The organism is Mesorhizobium sp. M0815, from assembly GCF_040319995.1.
Taxonomy (GTDB): domain Bacteria; phylum Pseudomonadota; class Alphaproteobacteria; order Rhizobiales; family Rhizobiaceae; genus Mesorhizobium.
On the sequence record NZ_JAMYOU010000017.1, the window covers coordinates 87004 to 104751 of the forward strand.

Consider the following 17748-nt stretch of genomic DNA (forward strand, 5'->3'; position numbering starts at 1 on the left):
CGGACCCGACTCCATTTGAAGGTCCGCCACTCCGGGTTTTCAGATCACAAAGACTGATGCTGCCACGGGAAATGGGTAGCGAGCTGCGCTTGAGCTGCGCCGCCGACTTCATCGCTGTCGATAGAGAGCGATCCGGTTGTACTGTCAAAGATGATGTGGTGGGAACCATCATCGGCGGCCGTATCAGCAGAGGAAGCATGCAATGAAAGCCCGCCCGACTTAAGCTCGGTAAGAGCGGGTTGATCGAGGTGGAGCTTGTCCTGGAGCTTGCTGAAGTCGAAGGCGTCGTTGCCTCCGTGGCCGGACATGATCTCGGCGGCGCCATTTTTTGCCTGGGCGCCGACATTTTCATCGGGCTGGACGGTCTGCGCGAACCCGTGGCGAACCAGGCTGGTTGCCGTTGTGTCGGACGGGTCGTTGGTCGGGAGAAGCTCCGAGCCGGCCGAAAGAGAATGGTTCAACGCAGCCAATATGCGGTCAACGCTGCTGCCCTCGCTTACCTTGTCGCCGGCATTATCGTGGGTGGTGTCAGTCGAACTGCCGTCGCTGGCAAGGAGGTGCGAAAGCGCGGTCTTGCTATCACTGCCATCGCTTGTGGTGGCGCCGGAAGCGGCGGTATCAGTCGAACTGCCATTGCCAGCGAGGAGGTGCGAGAGCGCGGTCTTGCCATGACTGCTATCGCTGATGGTGGCGCCGGAAGCGGTGGTATCAGTCGAACTGCCATTGCCGGCGAGGAGGTGCGAAAGCGCGGTCTTGCCATGACTGCCATCGCTGGTGGTGGTGCCCGAAGCGGCGGTAGCAGTCGAACTGCCGTCGCTGGCGAGGAAGGGCGAAAGCGCGGTCTTGCCATGACTGCCATCGCTTGTGGTGGCGCTGGAAGCGGCGGTATCAGTCGAACGGCCATTGCCGGCGAGGAGATGCGAAAGCGCGGTCTTGCTATCACTACCATCGCTTGTGGAGGCGGCGGTGTCGGTCGAACTGCTATTGCCAGCGAGGAGGTGCGAAAGCGCGGTCTTGCTATGATTGCTATCGCCGGTAGTGGTCTCGGCAGGGGCAGTCGCAGTCGAGCTGCTATCGCCGGTGATGGCCCCGGAAGGGGCGGTGGCAGTCGAGGTGCTGTCGCTGGGGGTGGCCCCGGACGGGGCCGTGGCAGTCGAGGTGCTGTCGCTGGGGGTAGCCTCGGACGGGGCCGTGGCAGTCGGGGTGCCATCGCCGGTGGTGGCCTCGGCAGGGGCAGTCGAGGCGCTATCGCCGGTGGTGGCCTCGGACGGGGCCGTGGCAGTCGAGGCGCTATCGCTGGGGGTGGCCTCGGACGGGGCGGTGGCAGTCGAGGCGCTATCGTTGGGGGTGGCCTCGGACGGAGCCGTGGCAGTCGAGGCGCTATCGCCGGTGGTGGCTTCGGAAGGGATGCTCGCCGTAGAACTGGGATCAGTAGCCGCGGCTTCGGAAGGAGCAGTCCCTCCAGTGTTGAGATTGTGTTCCCGGAAAACGGCCTGCAGTTCCGAAGAGCTCTCCAACGCTGTGTCGCCTCGCTGCGAACCCCAGGCGTATGCGTAGTCGAAGGCGGGTGACGGAACCAGCTTGGCCCAGTGGTCCATCATGGTTTCCATCTGGGTGGCGGTGGGCACGACATATTTGCCACCCATGTCGGTGTTATAGTCGCCACCTCCAAACGTCTGGTAGCCTGGAATGATCTGGCTCGTCGGGATGCCCGATGCCTGAGCGGCGGCGACGAATTTGTCGATCATGTTGTAGTCGACCGCGCCATCCGTGCGGACAGGATAGACATCCACGCCGTAGTAATCGATACCCGTACTGGCGGGATTGTAGGTGTTCGAAAAATCTGGATTCGCCGACGTCCCCAGGCTCATCATCGTGATATAGGTCTTGGCATCCGGCACATTGGAATGAATCCAGTCGGATTCTGCCTTCAGATTTGCGGCAGAGGCGTAGGTACCCCATTGGCCGGTGGGATCCGGCTCGTCAACCAGGAAGAATCCGAACAGCTTTGGATTACCGATGAAGGGCGTGACCTTGTCGACAAAGGAGGAGGTTACTCCGTCGGTTTCGTTCAGATAGACCATGCCTTTCATACCGTCCGGCAGCGCATTGAGTTGGTCAACGGATGAAACGTCAGCCAGATTGAATCCGGCTTGAGCAATTTCCGTGCCCGATCCACCTGACGTGTAATGCAGAGTTGTCATCCAATATTCCTTTTTCTGTTTCGACAGCGCCCTACCTACAGACTGCGTATATTAGCGCCAAATCACATACCGGCACCCCGTGAGAGAAACTTTGATCGTAAGTTGATACACACAGTGCGACCTTCTCCCCGATAAGCCCTTCGATGCGGTGCCAGGTCGCAAGAGAGTCTTGCGCCATGTGCCGGACCTGGCGTGCGCTATTTGGAGTGCGCTTCGCTGCTCTTGAAGCCTCGTCATGCGGGGTGCTGGGGAATCGGCTGAGCCGTCAATGAAACCGGAAGCGGGACACATCCAGTGTGCCGTACAGCGTGCCAAGCCCGGATACCCCGGTGTTTCGCGATTAACGCGAATCTTTCTGGGACACCCGCCGAGCGCCTCTGATCACGATGTTCGTGCGGACGAGGTTGGCCGGATTGGCTGCGAGGCTGGTGCAAGGCGATATATCCCAGACACCAGAGCGCGAACGAGCGGCTTGCGTACCGGCGTCTCGATGAAGCGCCAGACGAGAAAAGAGGCAAGAAGAATCCCGGCAAATACAACGAAGAATGCGGCGTTCTTTCCGACATGCGGCGCCAGCGCGTTAAGCGAGATGTAGCCAATATACTGATGCAAAAGATATAGCGGATAAGTCAATCCTCCGAGCATCATGACAACCTTGGATGGAGCAATCACGGAGCGGAGCAGTATCGCGCCAGAGAAGACTCCGTAGACCACTATATTGGCAGCGAGGAGAGCAGGATACGAAATGGCAGCGCCAAAGTGCTCATGCATCCAGTTGTGAGAGAAGATTATGGTCTGGCAAGACACCAGGAATGCGACGGCAAGAAGCAGGAACGCAGCCGGCGAACGGCCCCTTGCAACGATGTCTTCCGCGAGGATGCCGGCGGCAAACAAAGGCGCATAGTTTGTAATAAAGAGAATGCGTATCACCGCGTTCTCAAAGAAGAACTCGTTGCTTGCCGAAATTGCGAGCCAGATGGCAGCGATAGGTATTTTCCAGCGCTGAAAGGCACCCGCAAAGATCAGCACTGCAACCCAGCCGTAGAACAGGATCTCGAGCATGATCGACCAGTAGGCCCCATCCATGGATGGTCTGCCGAAGAGGCGGGCGAACATAGAGAGATTGGCTACATAGGTCGCAATATCGGTCGGAAAACGCTGGTCTTTGGCGACGACGAGAACAACAAAAGTTGCGGTCATGCAGACGAGGAATCCGGGATAAAGCCGGGCGAAGCGGGCGACCGCGAATTCCTGCCAGGTTCGACCTTCGGCCGACCACGCGATGACGAAACCGCTGATCAGGAAAAACAGATTGACGCCGAGATAGCCATAGATGGCGTAAGGTGCTGCGGCAGGATATTCCACATCGAGACTTCCGGCGATCGCGCCGCCAAAAAGATAATGATAGAGCACGACCGCGAGGGCTGCGGCCAAGCGCAGCAGGTCGAGTGATGCCATGCGCGCCGGAATGGCCTTGCCTGCCGGTTCCACAGCCACCTCCCGTCGCCGTTTCAGCTTTTGACACCCATCAGCGGCTTGATCCGCAATGCCAGTGCTAACGCAAAGGCTGCAAACCGGCGGCAGGCCACGCCTTTACCTTCTCAAGTACGAACAGCTGCTCGCAGGACAGGAACCGGAGGACGCTGAAAGAGCGTACCAGTTCGAGCCCCGCCTCTGCGAAATCCTGTCGTGCAACGTTAAGATTGACGGGATGAGGCGCCGACAGCCTTCCGGTGATTATCTTCCGCAGCCTTAGTCGCATTCTCTGGAGGCGGGTGCCAACGCCGTAGGATACGATCAGACGGCGGCTGGCAACGCGCGCGAGCTCCATGACAATGTCGCGCCTGAGATGTGGCGGGATAAGATGGATGAGGCGAAGACAGACCACCGTGTCAAAGCTTTCGTCGGCGAACGGCAGTTGCGTCACGTCACATCGGATGAATCCCCGAAATCCGGGCTGACCTTCATATGCTGACTTAGCCAGGGCCATCATTTCCATTGAAATGTCTGCAGCCAGCACCTGACAATCATGCCGGCCCAGCACGCCAGCCAGCTTCCCGGTTCCGCATGGGATATCGAGCACCTGGGATGGAGGCGGGCTGCACCTCTCCAGCGCCTTGGCGATGCAGCGCTGCTCCCGTCGCGCAATGACGTAGGATGCAATTGTAGACAGCTTCAAGCGGCCTGCATATCCGTCCAGGTACCAGCTCGCAAAGCTCGGATCCTGATATCTCTGCTTTGTTGGGAGATCATAGGCCGCGGCCGCGACTTCGGCGTCGTAACTAGTAGGCATAGCGGCTGTAGCCCCTGCTGACGGATATGACTTGAGGTCCTCGCTCATCTGCCCGCTTTCATACGATTTCTCCTGAGATGGAATCGAAGATTTTTTGTCCAACCTATTCATTGGATGCCCCACCAAGCTGTTCTATTGGCGATAGAGGCGGCAAAAGATCAGTTCTGGGTGGGGCCATCGCAGAGGTAAGGTTTCCAGATGGCTGGGTATCTCGCATCCCCCGAACGGATGAGACATGCCGAACTTATGACTACTGAGCCCCGTGGAGGTGCGCTGGGACATTGGGCTACTGCACAGCCCTGTCGGGGACGGAACGGCAAACGGATGGAAGGCAATCGGGAAGGATAGTGACCGAAACGCACTCCTTCCGTTCACGATTATGGCCTTCGTCGATATCCTAACGTGACCACACCGTCATTCATACGGATGGCGCGAATTCCTGGCTCGTCGGCTAGACATCCCGGGAAGAGATGGGCGTTCGCTTCAGCAAATGGACATAACATCACTGCCGGAAGGCTTCCCTCAGTCTGGATTGAAAGATGATCTTGGAGCTATTTGGGCCGTCCGGTGCTGGTAAGACGACGTTGGCGTGCGAGCTGGTGCACGTTCTGCGAGCTCAGGGCTACTCTGTTGTTTTGCAGACCGGCGACCGTCGACACCCGGTTAGAAGAGCCGCCTTCAAACTAGTCTCCGGCTTGCATTCAAAGTGGATTGGACAGCGTTCTCTCGGTGCAGAAGTGCTTAAGATCCTTCCACCCAAGAATGAGCTGTGGGCCGCTCGTCTGAACTGGCATCTTGAAGCTCTTCTACAAGCCTGGCGCGCGGCAATAGCGTCCAAGGACACGATCTCAATTTTTGACCAGGGTATGGTGCAATTCGTGTGCTCGCTGGTTTTGTTCAGCGGCATAACGGATCGTGAAAGGGTGTCGTGCGCCCTCGAGCTTCTACCCAAACCGGACCTGCTTGTCCGATTGCAGGCGCCACGAGAGATTCTAGAGGCGCGGTTGAGGGAACGCCGGCGGAATCTCGGCATCATTCAGAAGTTCCTCGAAGTTGATCTGCAGAGCAGTCTTGATCATATCGACCACGTTAATCTTATCGAGGAACAACTTGGATCGTTCCCGGTACCGACAACTTGCGTTGAAAGCTTAGATTCAGACGGGCTCGCTGCCGCCACCGAAATAATAGCGCGTGGAGTAATTGACAAGTTTGGCGCGGCGCGGGCGAAATTTAAAAGGGTTGAAGCTTAGAGAGATACGGTTTTGAAGCGTCGAGAAGAAGGTATCCAATAAAAACGGAAATCGAACTATTGAGACGGAACCGCGTGAGTTGACACGACATGCGCTTTTTTCGCTACCAAATTGTCTTGGCGTTGACGCTAGCTGCCAGCGCGACATCCATAGATCTGCGCGGAGCGGTGAGTGAAGAGGATGTGGCATCGACAAAGTTCGTCGCGCCGGTGGCCATGGACCTGCCTGATTACCTGCACCCGGCGAAGGATGCGGCATTTGGCACAACTTTCACGCGAATAACCAAACCCGGAATCCTCGGCGCCGGCGTCGCATGCGGGAGCAAATATTGCAGCCACCGCTATTCGAGCGCTCAGGCCTGGAATTCGGATCAGAGCCTTCTTGTCATCAGCAACGGCTGCGGCGGCTTATGCTTCCTGGATGGGCGCACCTACGCTCCGCTTTTTCGCCGTGTTCGATCGATCGAATGCGAATGGCACCCTCGCGATCCCGACCTGATGATCTGCGTCGGTGGTCGGAAAATCTCGACGTGGGCGCCACGCACCAATCATGAGGAGGTCCTGTTTGTTTCGACTGACAGTAGCGATCTCCAGTTCGGCCCTTATAAAGGGAATCCGAGCCGTGACGGCAGCCGTATAGCCGTGCGCGCGGTTCGCGGGGACGGCAAAGCGGTCGTCTTTGCCTACGATCTCAAACAGCGGCGGAAGTTTCCGGAAATCGATCTCGCACAGCTTGTCGGGACCAACAGCGCCTGCTCAATCTCGCCGCTAGGCGTCAACATCTTATGCATTCAGTACCTAAAAGACGAAACTGAACAGACGTTCATCTTTTCGGTTGACGGCGTTCTGCGCCAAAAATGGACCGAGCATCATCGGCCTGGCCATGGGGACATGACGGTCGATGCCGACGGCAGCGAAATCTATGTGGGGATCAGTAAATCCGATCCGGACATATTCCAGGTGGTCAAGCGAAGGCTGTCAGATGGGAAAGTCACCTCGCTGATGAGATATGGCGAAGCACAGCATGCATCGCTCAGGTCACTGGACAGGCCGGGTTGGGTGTTCCTTAGCTATTCCGGCGACCCGGACGAAGTATCGAAATATCCGAATTGGGCGCCGTATGCGCGGGAAGTCATCGCGCTGCGCATCGACGGCAGCGGAGAGGTTCGACGTATTGTGCAGACGAAGAACGCTCCATTCGACTACTGGAGTGAGACCCACGCCTCGCCGTCCCCAGACGGTTCACAGGTGGTCTGGTCAAGCAATTGGGGAGTACCCGGCGGTCCGGTTTACGATTTCGTCGCCCGTATTGACTGGCCGGAACGGTCAAACACTGGCTCGAGAGCATTAACCGCGAGCGGTCTTCAATAACGAAACCTTCCGGTCACCTATCACGGTTGTCTCCGATCGTGCTTACCCATTGTGCGTTCAACACCTCACCTCCAACTTCGCCGCCACGCAGCTCCGTTCAATGTCAATTCATTCAAACAGACGACGACAGGTGGCCAAGCCTGCACCTACCGTGAAAGTGCAGTTTGCAAGGCTTATGACACTTGCCGGAACTCTACGATTTACAGAAATGACTCGAACGTCGGGTGATGGCTTTTGTGCGAAAGACGCTCGCGTCGGAGCCGAGAAAGGAATAGCAGATGGATGCGGATAGGCGAGCCGAAGAGAATGCCTCTTTCAATCCTGAGTTGTTGAAACGGTTAGTATGCCCAGTGACCAAAGGCTCACTTGCCTGGGATGGGGATCGCGACGAACTCGTATCGAAGAGCGCAGGACTTGCCTACCCGGTACGCGACGGCATTCCGATCCTGCTAGCATCGGAGGCACGGGCGATCATCTCCCGCGTGGTCAAACTTCGCGCATCCAGAGGATGAGCTAGCCGCGCAAATTAGGCGGCATTCCGACGGCAACCAGCACCAAGACAGGAAAGTGCCGCGGAGCGCGAGCCGTTTGTCAACGGACCACTCCGTGCTCGGGCATCTGGGCAGTGCCGACCTTTTTGATGCAACGCGCGGCTACCTGAACCGGCTGGGCACGGCGATCCGTTTCCGGGACACGGTGTGTGTCATTCAAACAGACGAGGACAGTGGCAAGGCCTGCCCCTACCGTGATCTTGGGCGTGATGGGTAACGAAACCAACACTATGAAAGCAAATTCAACGGCCGGCCACTTCGCGCGATCGGGCTACGGCGAACGGTCAGGAGACGCAGGATGAATCCGCACCTCGTGTGTGTTGGAGGCGAGGATCACGCCCTGCGAATCCCCTTCCTGATGTCGCTGCGAGAGAAGGGATTCCAGGTTACTGCGGTTTCGAGCGGCGGTGAAGCCGCATTCCTGCGGCATGGCATTCCGCATCGCAGCTACGGTTTCGACCGCTTTTCCAGCAGCAGCGGGGAATGGGCCGCCATCAAAACCATTCGAAAGCTGATGGCGGAACTCCGGCCGGATATTATCCAAAGCTTCGACACCAAGCCCAACCTGGTGACGCCACTTGCGGTGCGCGGGAGCGTTCCAGTCGTGCGCACAATCAACGGTCTGGGCTGGACGTTCTCGTCCCTGGAACCGCGCGCCCTGGCCCTGCGCCCAATCTTTTGCGGACTGCAATGGCTTTCGTCCTTATGGACGGCCGCTACGGTGTTCCAAAATCGGGACGATCAGTCATTCTTTGAACGCTACCGACTGATCATACGTGGCAGCGGACGAGTGATCCGCAGTTCTGGAATCGACGTCGATGCGTTCGCCATGGCAAGGCATCTTGCCCCGTCGGCGATGAAAATGCGCGAGGAGCTTGGGCTCCAATCCGCCGAGATCGTAATTTTTGTCGGCCGGCTAACTCGCCAGAAAGGCATCCCGACACTCCTCAAGGCAGTCCCTCGCATTTTGGCTGAAAGGCCCGATGCCCGTTTCGTGCTTGTCGGGCCATTGGAATCCGAGGGCCCATTTGCGGTGGACAAGGCGGAGATTGATCGACATGCGCCCCATGTCATCGCCTTGGGCCCACGACGCGACGTTCCTGCCCTGCTTGGCATGGCCGATCTGTTCGCCTTTCCGACACAATATCGCGAAGGGATTCCGCGCGTCCTGCTGGAGGCAGGGCTTGCAGGATTGCCTATCGTCGCCTCAAGGATGCCTGGCTGCAATGAGGTGGTCGAAGACGGATGGAACGGCCATCTCGTCCCACCGCACGATCCGAACAGCCTTGCATCTCGAATTATAGACCTCTTGTCCGACCGCCGGAAAGGAAGGACCATGGGCGCTCGCTCTGTCGAGCTGGTCCGGACGCAGTTCTCGCTGCCCTGGGTGGTCGAGCAATATTGCGATCTCTACGACAATGTCCTTAGCGCCAAATCCCATGGCGGCTTCGCTCGACCGGCGTCGCCCGCGTTGCTTGAAGAGGCTGCTGCAAACCGCGCATTGGGTGGAGCGCGCCGATGATCCGCGACGCGTTGCTGGCCTGCGGCGTTGCGATGTCCTATGCGGCGCAGCTCACCATTCCGGGAGTGCCACTCGGCTATGGCGAGCTGTTTCTCGCGCTTTGGATCATGCTGTCGATCGGCCGGGTGCTCGCCGGCGGTCATTTGGTATTCAGGCCCGCCCTGATCCGTGTCGCGGGCTTCTGGCTGATCATGACGCTTGCTCTGGGGATTGGCACCATCGTCGGCTATCTGACCACGGTGCTGTACCTGTCGGTGGTGATGCACGATATGATAGCCTACCTGCTGCTGATCTGCGTCACCTGCCTAGCCGCCGCGGAGCCCGAGGCTGATCGTCATCTGCGCAGTACTGCCTGGTGGGTGGTCGCGATCGCGAATGCAGGCTTTATTGTTCAGCTGGCACTTGGATGGGGTTGGATCCACCAATCCGGCGTCGATCCGTGGTACTGGGATCGCTTCCGCGGCTGGTCCGAGAACCCGAACCAGCTCGCGCTCTATTGTGCACTCTTTGGCCCATTCGCCTTGCATCTTGCGACGACCACAAGCAATCCGTGGGCGAGATTGGCCGGGCTCAGCAGCCTTATCCTGACCATCTATATCGGAAGGCTGACGAAGAGTGATACCTATCTGTACACGACGGTCCTGGCCTGCTTGATATTTCTTGGGCTGCGGGTTCGGACATGGCTCGCAACCGGTGACGGCAAGGCCAGCTTTTCCCGGCAAGTTACCCTCCTGTTGATGATTGGCTTCCTTCCGTTGGCCTTGTCGATGACGCCCTACATTCTCACGGAAGCGGGCAGCGTCGAACAGTTCGCCTTAAGTCTCACCAAGGACAAGGGCGGCGACGCAACCGCCGAAACCGCCGCACTTCGCCTCCATCTCTGGGGAGATGCATTGGGCAAGGGCCTGACGTCAGGATCCCTGGGCCTTGGTCCTGGGCCGCATCTGGAGCGCCCGCCCATTTCCTACAGCCAGTTTCTGCCCCGGCCTTTCGAGGCTCACAACACGATTCTCGATCTATACACTCAAGGTGGTTTGATTGCGGTCCTAGCCCTGGCCTGGATTGTCGGCGCGGCGGCTTTATGCGCATGGCGTGCAAAGCTCGATGCCCTGTTCGTGCTCGTCGTGTCGATCGTTATCTTCGGGATGCCACATCTGATCATCCGCCATCCAATCGTGTGGTTTGCGCTGACCATTTGCCTTGTTGCCGGAACGCCGCAAACGGTTTCGGCAACCTCGAGCGACCGGAGGTGATGGCATGTGTGGGATTGCCGGAATTCTCCTTGCACCCGATGCAGCCAGTGCCAGGCCGCTCACGGCCATAGGGCAGATGACGACGGGCCTTCGTCATCGCGGGCCTGATGGTGAAGGCTTCTGGGTCAACCGTGAAGCCGGCATCGCCTTCGGCCACAGGCGTTTGGCTATCGTCGATCTATCGGAGGCGGGACGCCAACCAATGCATTCGGCAAGTGGCCGATATGCCATTACGTTCAACGGCGAGATCTACAATTTCCGCGATCTGCGCCGCGAACTTGAAGGCGCTGGCCATCGGTTCCGTGGCGCCAGCGATACCGAAGTCATGCTGTGCGCAATCGAGAGTTGGGGTCTCGACACCGCACTGACGCGCCTCGCTGGCATGTTCGCATTTGGATTGTGGGATCTGAAGACCAGGACCCTCCATCTCGCCCGCGACCGAATGGGCAAAAAGCCGCTCTATGTTGCTGCAACACGCGATGCGCTTGTTTTTGCCTCCGAGTTGAAGGCGATCAATCGTTTTCCAGGGTTCTGTCAGGAGCTCGATCTCGACGCGGCTGCGACGATGCTTTCGAAGGGATGGGTGCCGGGTAACAGTTGCATCTGGCAAGGCGTATTCAAGTTACCTCCTGGCTCGGTTCTGTCTGTGACGGCGGCAGATTTTGCCGAGGCGCGCAGTGCCGCATCCCTTTCGCAACGCGTCCGACACTGGTGGTCGCTGCCTGAAGTCGCCGCGAACGGTCGACTGAATCCAATCGCCGGCACCGACGAAGAACTGACCGACGAACTCGACGACCTGCTGCGACTTGCCGTTCGGGAACGCATGGTAGCCGATGTGCCGCTGGGTGCCTTTCTGTCTGGTGGCATCGACAGCTCCGCCGTTGTGGCGCTGATGCAGGCTCAGTCGCCGAAGCCGGTGCGCACATTCACGATTGCTTTCGGAGAAGGCGGGTTTGATGAGGCACCCCACGCCGCGGAGGTTGCGCGGCATCTGGGCACCAATCATACTGAACTACACCTTTCGGCCGCCGCTGCGCGCGAGGTCATTCCAGAATTGCCGCAGATCTGGGACGAGCCGTTCGCCGACGAATCGCAGATACCAACTTTGCTGGTGGCGCGGCTCGCCCGCCAGCATGTTACCGTGGCCCTGTCAGGCGACGGTGGCGATGAATGCTTCGCCGGTTACGCCCGCCACTTCATGGCGGCGCGGTTGAAACGACAGCATGCGCTGCCGTCGCCGCTGCGTCACACGCTTGCTGCAGGGGTCGAATTGCTGGCCCGTGCGGCGCGCTACGATCTCGTCAGCAAGCTGCCGCTTTCGGCGAGTGCACGGCTCGCGCTGCGGAGCGATCGGCTGCACCGCCTCGCTCGGCTGCTCGCCGCAGCAGATGAGGACGAATTGTATCAACGGCTGACCGGAGTATCGACCGAGAGCCTCACACTCCACAAGGCGCCCACATCAATTCAAGAGTCACCCCGGCTTGATGGCCTGCTGTCCCGTCTCTTGTACGACGACATGGCCGGCTACCTGCCCGACGATATACTGGTGAAGTTGGACCGTGCCAGCATGGCCAACAGCCTCGAGGGCCGGTGCCCGCTTCTCGACCATCGGGTTGTCGAATTCGCTTGGCGGCTGCCCGCACATGCGAAGGTTCGCAATGGCAAAGGCAAGTGGATACTTCGTCAGTTGCTGAGCCGCTATCTTCCGCAACGGCTGATCGACCGGCCGAAGCAGGGTTTCGATGTTCCCATAGCGGTCTGGCTGAGAGGCCCGTTGCGCGACTGGGCCAGCGATCTGGTCGCCGATATGCGCCTCTCCGGAGATGGGATCTTCGACTTTGCGAAGGTCGCGATGTGCTGGCGCGACCACCTTGACGGAAGACAGGACCATTCTCGTGATTTGTGGCCCGCATTGATGTTCCAGGCCTGGCGCAACGAGGCCGGGCGGCCCCCAGGGCCGGCAACGGGCATGTCTACAGTGCTCGAACTGACAGGAGTATAAGATGGAAGGTTCCATAGTCAGCCGCATTCACCTTCCGCGCGCCACTGAAATGCACGTGCCGACGCGCGAGATCAACCCGCGCATGAGGCCATTCCTGCGCGAACAGATCGACGCGCAGACCCCCTTCCATCAACTCCTTATTACCGTCGCGAGGAGAAAATGGTTCCTGCTTGCAATGGTGATTTTGGGCGGTGTGTTGGCTGGGCTTGCGGGTTTTGCGCGTCCCGTCCTGTTCGAGTCGACCGCACAGGTGATTGTCGATGCTCCTGGCAGGAATGCGGCTCCCGGAGGCGCAGATTCTGCGCAGGAGATGCTGGATGCGAGCATTGATGACCACTTAACCATGCTCTCTTCGCAGGGGCATCTGCGTCGCGTGGTGGCAGCCCTGCGCAAGACGGAGGTTGGTAACATTGCTGAGCAAGGGGATGTCGTAACCGGAAATTCACGCCCCGCTCCGGCCGGCGGCGACTTGCAGAACATACGCACCTTCGCAGCCGGTCTGCTGGAAAGCATTTGGCCGCAGGGCAAGCCGGCGGCCGCCGATGAAGACGAACTCAAGGCATTACGGAAGGGCATGAGGGTTGGACAGGAACTGCGATCAAGAGTGATCACGGTCGGCTTTACCGACAACGATCCGGCGCGAGCCGCCCTTGTGGCCAATACGTTCGTCCAAGTATACATCGACGATCTCGCACAGAAGCGCAGGGCGTCAGACAGACTGGAACTCGCCTCGATCGTCGCTAGCCTACCGGTCGTACAAAGCGACTTGGCGAAAGCAACCGACCGCCTGGAAAAGTATCGGCTGAGCCATGGCGCGGTCGATCAAGGTGCGGCGGACAACGCTGCCAAGGAGACAGCCGAGCTCAGCCAGCAGATATCTTTGTCGAAGGCGGATCTCTCCGCAACGGAATCTCGCCTTCAACACATCGAGGCTTTGCGAAAGGAAGGAGCATCGGTCGCGGCGCTCGCCGAAGCGATCGGGTCACCGGTACTGGCCGACATGGCGGCTCGCCAAGCCAACGACAATGCGGATGCGGGCCTGAGTACTGCAATCAACCGCGAGATCGAACAAGGCACTGCTCGCATTGCTGCGGAGGCGAACATCTACCGTGCCCAGATTGCGGCTCTGGAGGGGCGCAAGAATGTGCTTGATGCGGTGGTGGCCGACACAGCCGGCCGGCTTTCCGGCTTGCGTGCGCTCGAGCCGCAGGTCAGCATCTTGACGCAGCGATACAACCAGCTACTCACGCAACAACAGGATCTGGTGCAGCGTATCGCAACTCCCTTGCCCGGAGTCTCGATCCTTTCAGCGGCGTGGCCGCCGACGAATCCAAAAACCCTGCCGCCCATCTTCCTTATTCCGCCCGGCATGATCGTGTTTGGTCTCATTGGCGGGATCTTCGTGATGGTCCGCAGCCGCCTCAATCAGACCTTGTGCGGCGAGGCCGAAGCTGAAGCCGCGCTCAGGGTCCCATGCCTGGGGCTGATACCGGAAGCGCCCACAATACACGCGAAACGACTACAGCAGCTGGTTCTTGGCCAACGACAGTCCAGCTACAGCCGAGCCATCACTTCCCTCCTCGTCACCGTGACACTCAACAAGGCGAGGGGCCGCGCTTCGCACGTCATCCTCGTAACGTCCAGTATCCGGCATGATGGCAAGACCGAGCTTGCATGGAGCCTGGCGTTGGCAGCTACCCGACTTGGGGGACGAGTGCTTTTTCTCGATCTTGACAGCACGGGCGCCCGCCTCACGAACGAGTTCCTGAACGAATTCGGCGCGCTCCGGCCGCATAAATCCTTTGGAGACTATATGAACGACCGTTGTCCCCTGCACGACGCGGTCACGGGAATGCCTGAAATTGGAATCGACTTCATGGCGCTGGCACCATCAGAGGATCTGCTGCCGCAGCTGTCGATGATCGACGGATCCCTGGTCACAGATGAGCTGCGCTCAATCTACAGCGTCGTCATTATAAATGGACCGCTGGGACTTGGAGGACCTGAGGCCAGGCTACTGACGGGCTGGGCTGACGTGGTTCTGTTCGCCGTTCGCTGGGGCAGGACGCGTCGCAGCATCGCGCGCGGTGTTCTGCAGCTGCTGACGGAGGACGAGACGGCTCAGGTCCCCGTAGGCAGCGTTCTCACGCACGTCAATCTACAGAAACACGCTGGCTATCGGTTTGGGGACAGCGCAGATCTCTTGCTCGAGAGAACATCATGAGTGTCACATGCGGGCTTCCGCGTAACGACCGTCGCGGCAGTCAGTCTGTCGAGCGGAAGATAATATCGAAGAGTTCGCAGACCGGAGCTGGGCCCGCCGGCGCAAGAGACATCGACGATTGCAGCGATCCGAAGCTCGCCCGCTTCCCTGCGGCCTCCGTTGCTCCAGCAAATATGGTTTTGCCGCACGAGGAGGACACGGGCCGGGGTCTCGGCTATGCCAGCATCTTCGCTCTTTTGGTCTATATCGGGGGTGCGGGCTTGACCAGCTTGGCGCAGTTATTGATTGCGCGCATCGTTGGCTCCACCAGCTATGGCATCTACTCCTATGTTCTGGCCTGGACCTCGGTGCTTGCCTATCTTGCAACGCTTGGGTTCCATGTATCCTTGCTGCGTTTCGTCTCCGCCTACAGTGCCAAAGGGCGGCTTGACCTGGTACACGGGGTAATCAGGTTTGCTCTGCAAAGGTCGCTGGCGGCAGCGACACTATTCGGCATCATTGGCGCCGCCTTGGTCTTGTTCTTTTCGGATTCTTCTCACAAGGAGCTTCAAACCAGCCAGCTGCTAGGCATGGCAGCAGTGCCTTTGGTCACCGCCTACGCGTTGGGCGCAACACTTGTTCGTGCTTTCGGCGGCGGTGTCTCGGCCCTCATGCCGGAACGCATCGTGCGCGACGGCCTATTGTTGACGTTGCTGGGAATGGCGGTCTTATCCGGATCATGGACCCCCAACGCACCCCTGGTGATGCAGGCGGTGCTGGCAAGTTCAGCCATCACGGTCGGCCTGGTGTTCATCATGGCGGCAAAATTTCAGCCGCCCGGCTTGCGGCAGGTTCAGCCAGGCGACGAGTCGCGGGAATGGTGGTCCGCGGTTCCGCCAATGATGCTCATGGCCGGGCTCGATGTTTTCATCAGCCGGGCCGGGGTCATGGTGCTGGGCTGGACGCATCACATTCGCGAAGCGGGCATTTTCGCCTTGGGATTGAACGTCGCATTGCTTGTGAGCCTTTCCCTGGTCGCTGTCTCGACGATGTTTGCGCCGACAGCGGCCGCCCTTCATGCCCGAGGCGATCGGATGGCTCTGCAGCAGCTGTTTTCACGGGCCGCCCTACTTTCCTCTGGCGGCGCCATAGCGATGGCCATCCCGATGCTTGCGATTATTGAACCTCTGTTGAGCTGGTTCGGCGGAGATTTCAGTACAGCGGCACCCGTCGCGCGGATACTCATTCTCGGATATGTCTTTGTCGCGCTATGCGGACCCCAGATGCTCCTCTTGATGATGACTGGAAACGAATGGGCGGCAGCCGCAACCATGATCGCCGGCGCCGCGGCCAGCATCATGGGCTGTGCCGCAGGAATTGCGCTCTACGGCGCGCCGGGCGCCGCAGTGGGCCTCGCGCTTGCGTTGGCGATTTGGAATGTGGCGATGTCGATTTATATCAGCAAACGGCTGAAAATTATCCCTGGGCTGATCTTTGCGCTGGCGTCGCTCAGAACGCGCGCAGTCGAAGGCCAGCCGCCTCATTGGTTCCTGCGCTGATCTGATGTTATCGCGCCCGATACTCGACGGCATCAGCGTTCAGGAATTTCGAGTCCAAGATTGTGTCGGATAGAGGCTGGCGGGGGCGGCTTTGGGGCCGACACTCGCTTTATTCTCTGTCCGAAAAAAATGCGAAATCTCAAATTTGCCGAGTGGCAGATCGTTGCCCGACAAGGCGCGGCCTACACTGTGGCCTCATCATTCACCGACGTTTGTTGCCGTATGCTGACCGCGTCATCCGTTCCATGAAAGTCCCGGTACCATTCGACAAAGCGTTGCACTCCGTCCTCAAGCGGTGTCGCCGGGGCGAAGCCGACGGCCTTGCGGAGATCGCTGACGTCGGCGCGCGTCTCCAGAACGTCGCCAGGCGGCAACGGCACATCCACGCGAAGCGCCCGGCTGTCAAGGGCGGTCTCGATGATCGAAATCAGTCGGTTGATTTCCTCGGGCCGGTCGTTGCCGATATTGTAGACGCGACACGGCGCGGAACTTGTAGCAGGGTCGGCGGTGCAAGGGTCCCAATTCGGATCGGGCCGCGGCGGTGCAGCGAGTGCCCGAACCACGCCCTCAGCGATATCGTCGATATAGGTGAAGTCTCGCCAGACGCGGCCGGCATTGGCTACTTCGATTGGCTTGCCCTCGATGATCGCGCGCGTGAACAAATAGACTGCCATGTCGGGCCTGCCCCAGGGGCCATAAACGGTAAAGAAGCGCAGTCCCGTCACGGGCAGGTCGAACAAATGGCTGTAGGAATGCGCCATGAATTCATTCGAACGCTTGGTGGCGGCGTAGAAGCTGACGGGATGATCGGCGCCGTGGTGCTCGGAAAACGGTATGGTTCGATTTAAGCCGTAGACGGAGCTCGAGGAGGCGTAGACGAGATGACTGACGCCGTAATGCCGGCAGCCCTCAAGGACGTTTAGAAACCCCACTATGTTCGATTGCACGTAGGCGTGCGGGTCAACAATTGAATGACGCACGCCGGCCTGAGCCGCGAGATGGACAAAGTGTGAGGGGCGAACGTTTGAAAACAGCAACTGAACGCGCGCGGCATCCGCCAGATCCATTCGTATCGGCGTGAACTCCGCCTCGCTACAGAGGCGTGCAAACCGCGCTTCCTTGAGCCGCAGATCGTAATAGGGTGTGAAATTGTCGACGCCCACGACTTTGACACCCAGACGCAAAAGCCGCGAGGCCACGTGAAAACCAATGAAACCTGCTGCGCCGGTGACGACGATCGGTCCTGTCCGTGCAAGTCTCTTCACCGCTTGATCCGAACGCGATCGGGCGATTTCCACCTTCTCCGTTGCGGCAAGGACAGACTCGCTGCATAGATCGTTGTCCAACTTGTCGCCTTTCGAATTCCGTTCGACAGTACCGAATTGCCGGTCCGAGATTCCAGCTTCCGATATTTACCTCAGCGCATCGAACCTGGTGGAGTTCAGGCGACGTCGGTGCCACGAACCGCGCAACGCGATGCACGACCTGCCAAATCATGACACTCCAAATTGCGTCGTCTGGATCCCGGGCGGACGCCGACG

Annotated in this window: 12 protein-coding genes; 8 read left to right on the plus strand and 4 right to left on the minus strand. The window is 59.1% G+C overall.

What is annotated here, in order from left to right; genetic code table 11:
* Positions 1-44: 44 nt before the first annotated feature.
* From NKI01_RS19590 to NKI01_RS19600, 3 genes are all read right to left on the minus strand, one after another.
* Positions 45-2204 carry a calcium-binding protein gene (locus NKI01_RS19590; protein WP_352494506.1) on the minus strand — a complete coding sequence of 720 codons (2160 nt, stop codon included), beginning with the start codon at positions 2202-2204 and terminating at the stop codon, positions 45-47.
* A gap of 381 nt (positions 2205-2585) precedes the next feature.
* Entirely contained in the window at positions 2586-3695 is a 1110-nt protein-coding gene (locus tag NKI01_RS19595) for an acyltransferase family protein (RefSeq protein WP_352484581.1), read from the minus strand.
* A 64-nt stretch (positions 3696-3759) separates the two neighbouring features.
* A complete protein-coding gene (locus NKI01_RS19600; RefSeq protein WP_352964303.1) occupies positions 3760-4608 on the minus strand; it encodes a class I SAM-dependent methyltransferase in 849 nt (282 codons plus the stop codon).
* Positions 4609-5036: 428 nt separating this feature from the next.
* On the opposite strand from NKI01_RS19600, the gene NKI01_RS19605 reads away from it, so the two are divergent.
* The 8 genes from NKI01_RS19605 to NKI01_RS19640 all read left to right on the plus strand — a co-directional run bounded on the left by NKI01_RS19605 (position 5037) and on the right by NKI01_RS19640 (position 16207).
* Positions 5037-5747, plus strand: coding sequence for an AAA family ATPase (locus tag NKI01_RS19605; RefSeq protein WP_023718570.1), 711 nt, complete (start codon positions 5037-5039; stop codon positions 5745-5747).
* Positions 5748-5836: 89 nt separating this feature from the next.
* Positions 5837-7117, plus strand: coding sequence for a hypothetical protein (locus tag NKI01_RS19610; RefSeq protein WP_352964306.1), 1281 nt, complete (start codon positions 5837-5839; stop codon positions 7115-7117).
* Positions 7118-7395: 278 nt separating this feature from the next.
* Positions 7396-7629: a Trm112 family protein gene (locus NKI01_RS19615; RefSeq protein ID WP_084642590.1), complete on the plus strand. Its 234-nt coding sequence runs from the start codon at positions 7396-7398 to the stop codon at positions 7627-7629.
* A gap of 337 nt (positions 7630-7966) precedes the next feature.
* Complete coding sequence (locus NKI01_RS19620) at positions 7967-9190, plus strand: glycosyltransferase family 4 protein (protein ID WP_352484586.1); 1224 nt, start codon at positions 7967-7969, stop codon at positions 9188-9190.
* On the plus strand, positions 9187-10443 hold the full coding sequence (locus tag NKI01_RS19625) for an O-antigen ligase family protein (RefSeq protein ID WP_352964309.1): 1257 nt from the start codon (positions 9187-9189) through the stop codon (positions 10441-10443). The genes NKI01_RS19620 and NKI01_RS19625 overlap by 4 nt, the downstream gene beginning before the upstream one ends.
* A gap of 4 nt (positions 10444-10447) precedes the next feature.
* Positions 10448-12445, plus strand: a complete 1998-nt coding sequence (gene asnB / locus NKI01_RS19630; RefSeq protein WP_352964312.1) for an asparagine synthase (glutamine-hydrolyzing) — start codon at positions 10448-10450, stop codon at positions 12443-12445.
* A 1-nt stretch (position 12446) separates the two neighbouring features.
* Positions 12447-14669 (plus strand): GumC family protein, encoded by a 2223-nt coding sequence (locus tag NKI01_RS19635; RefSeq protein WP_352494503.1) that lies wholly within the window; start codon positions 12447-12449, stop codon positions 14667-14669.
* Positions 14666-16207: a lipopolysaccharide biosynthesis protein gene (locus tag NKI01_RS19640; RefSeq protein WP_352639368.1), complete on the plus strand. Its 1542-nt coding sequence runs from the start codon at positions 14666-14668 to the stop codon at positions 16205-16207. Before NKI01_RS19635 ends, NKI01_RS19640 begins: the two co-directional genes overlap by 4 nt.
* 182 nt (positions 16208-16389) lie before the next feature.
* Here the strand turns inward: NKI01_RS19640 and NKI01_RS19645 are convergent, their stop codons facing one another.
* On the minus strand, positions 16390-17472 hold the full coding sequence (locus NKI01_RS19645) for an NAD-dependent epimerase (protein ID WP_352589636.1): 1083 nt from the start codon (positions 17470-17472) through the stop codon (positions 16390-16392).
* Positions 17473-17748: the final 276 nt, after the last annotated feature.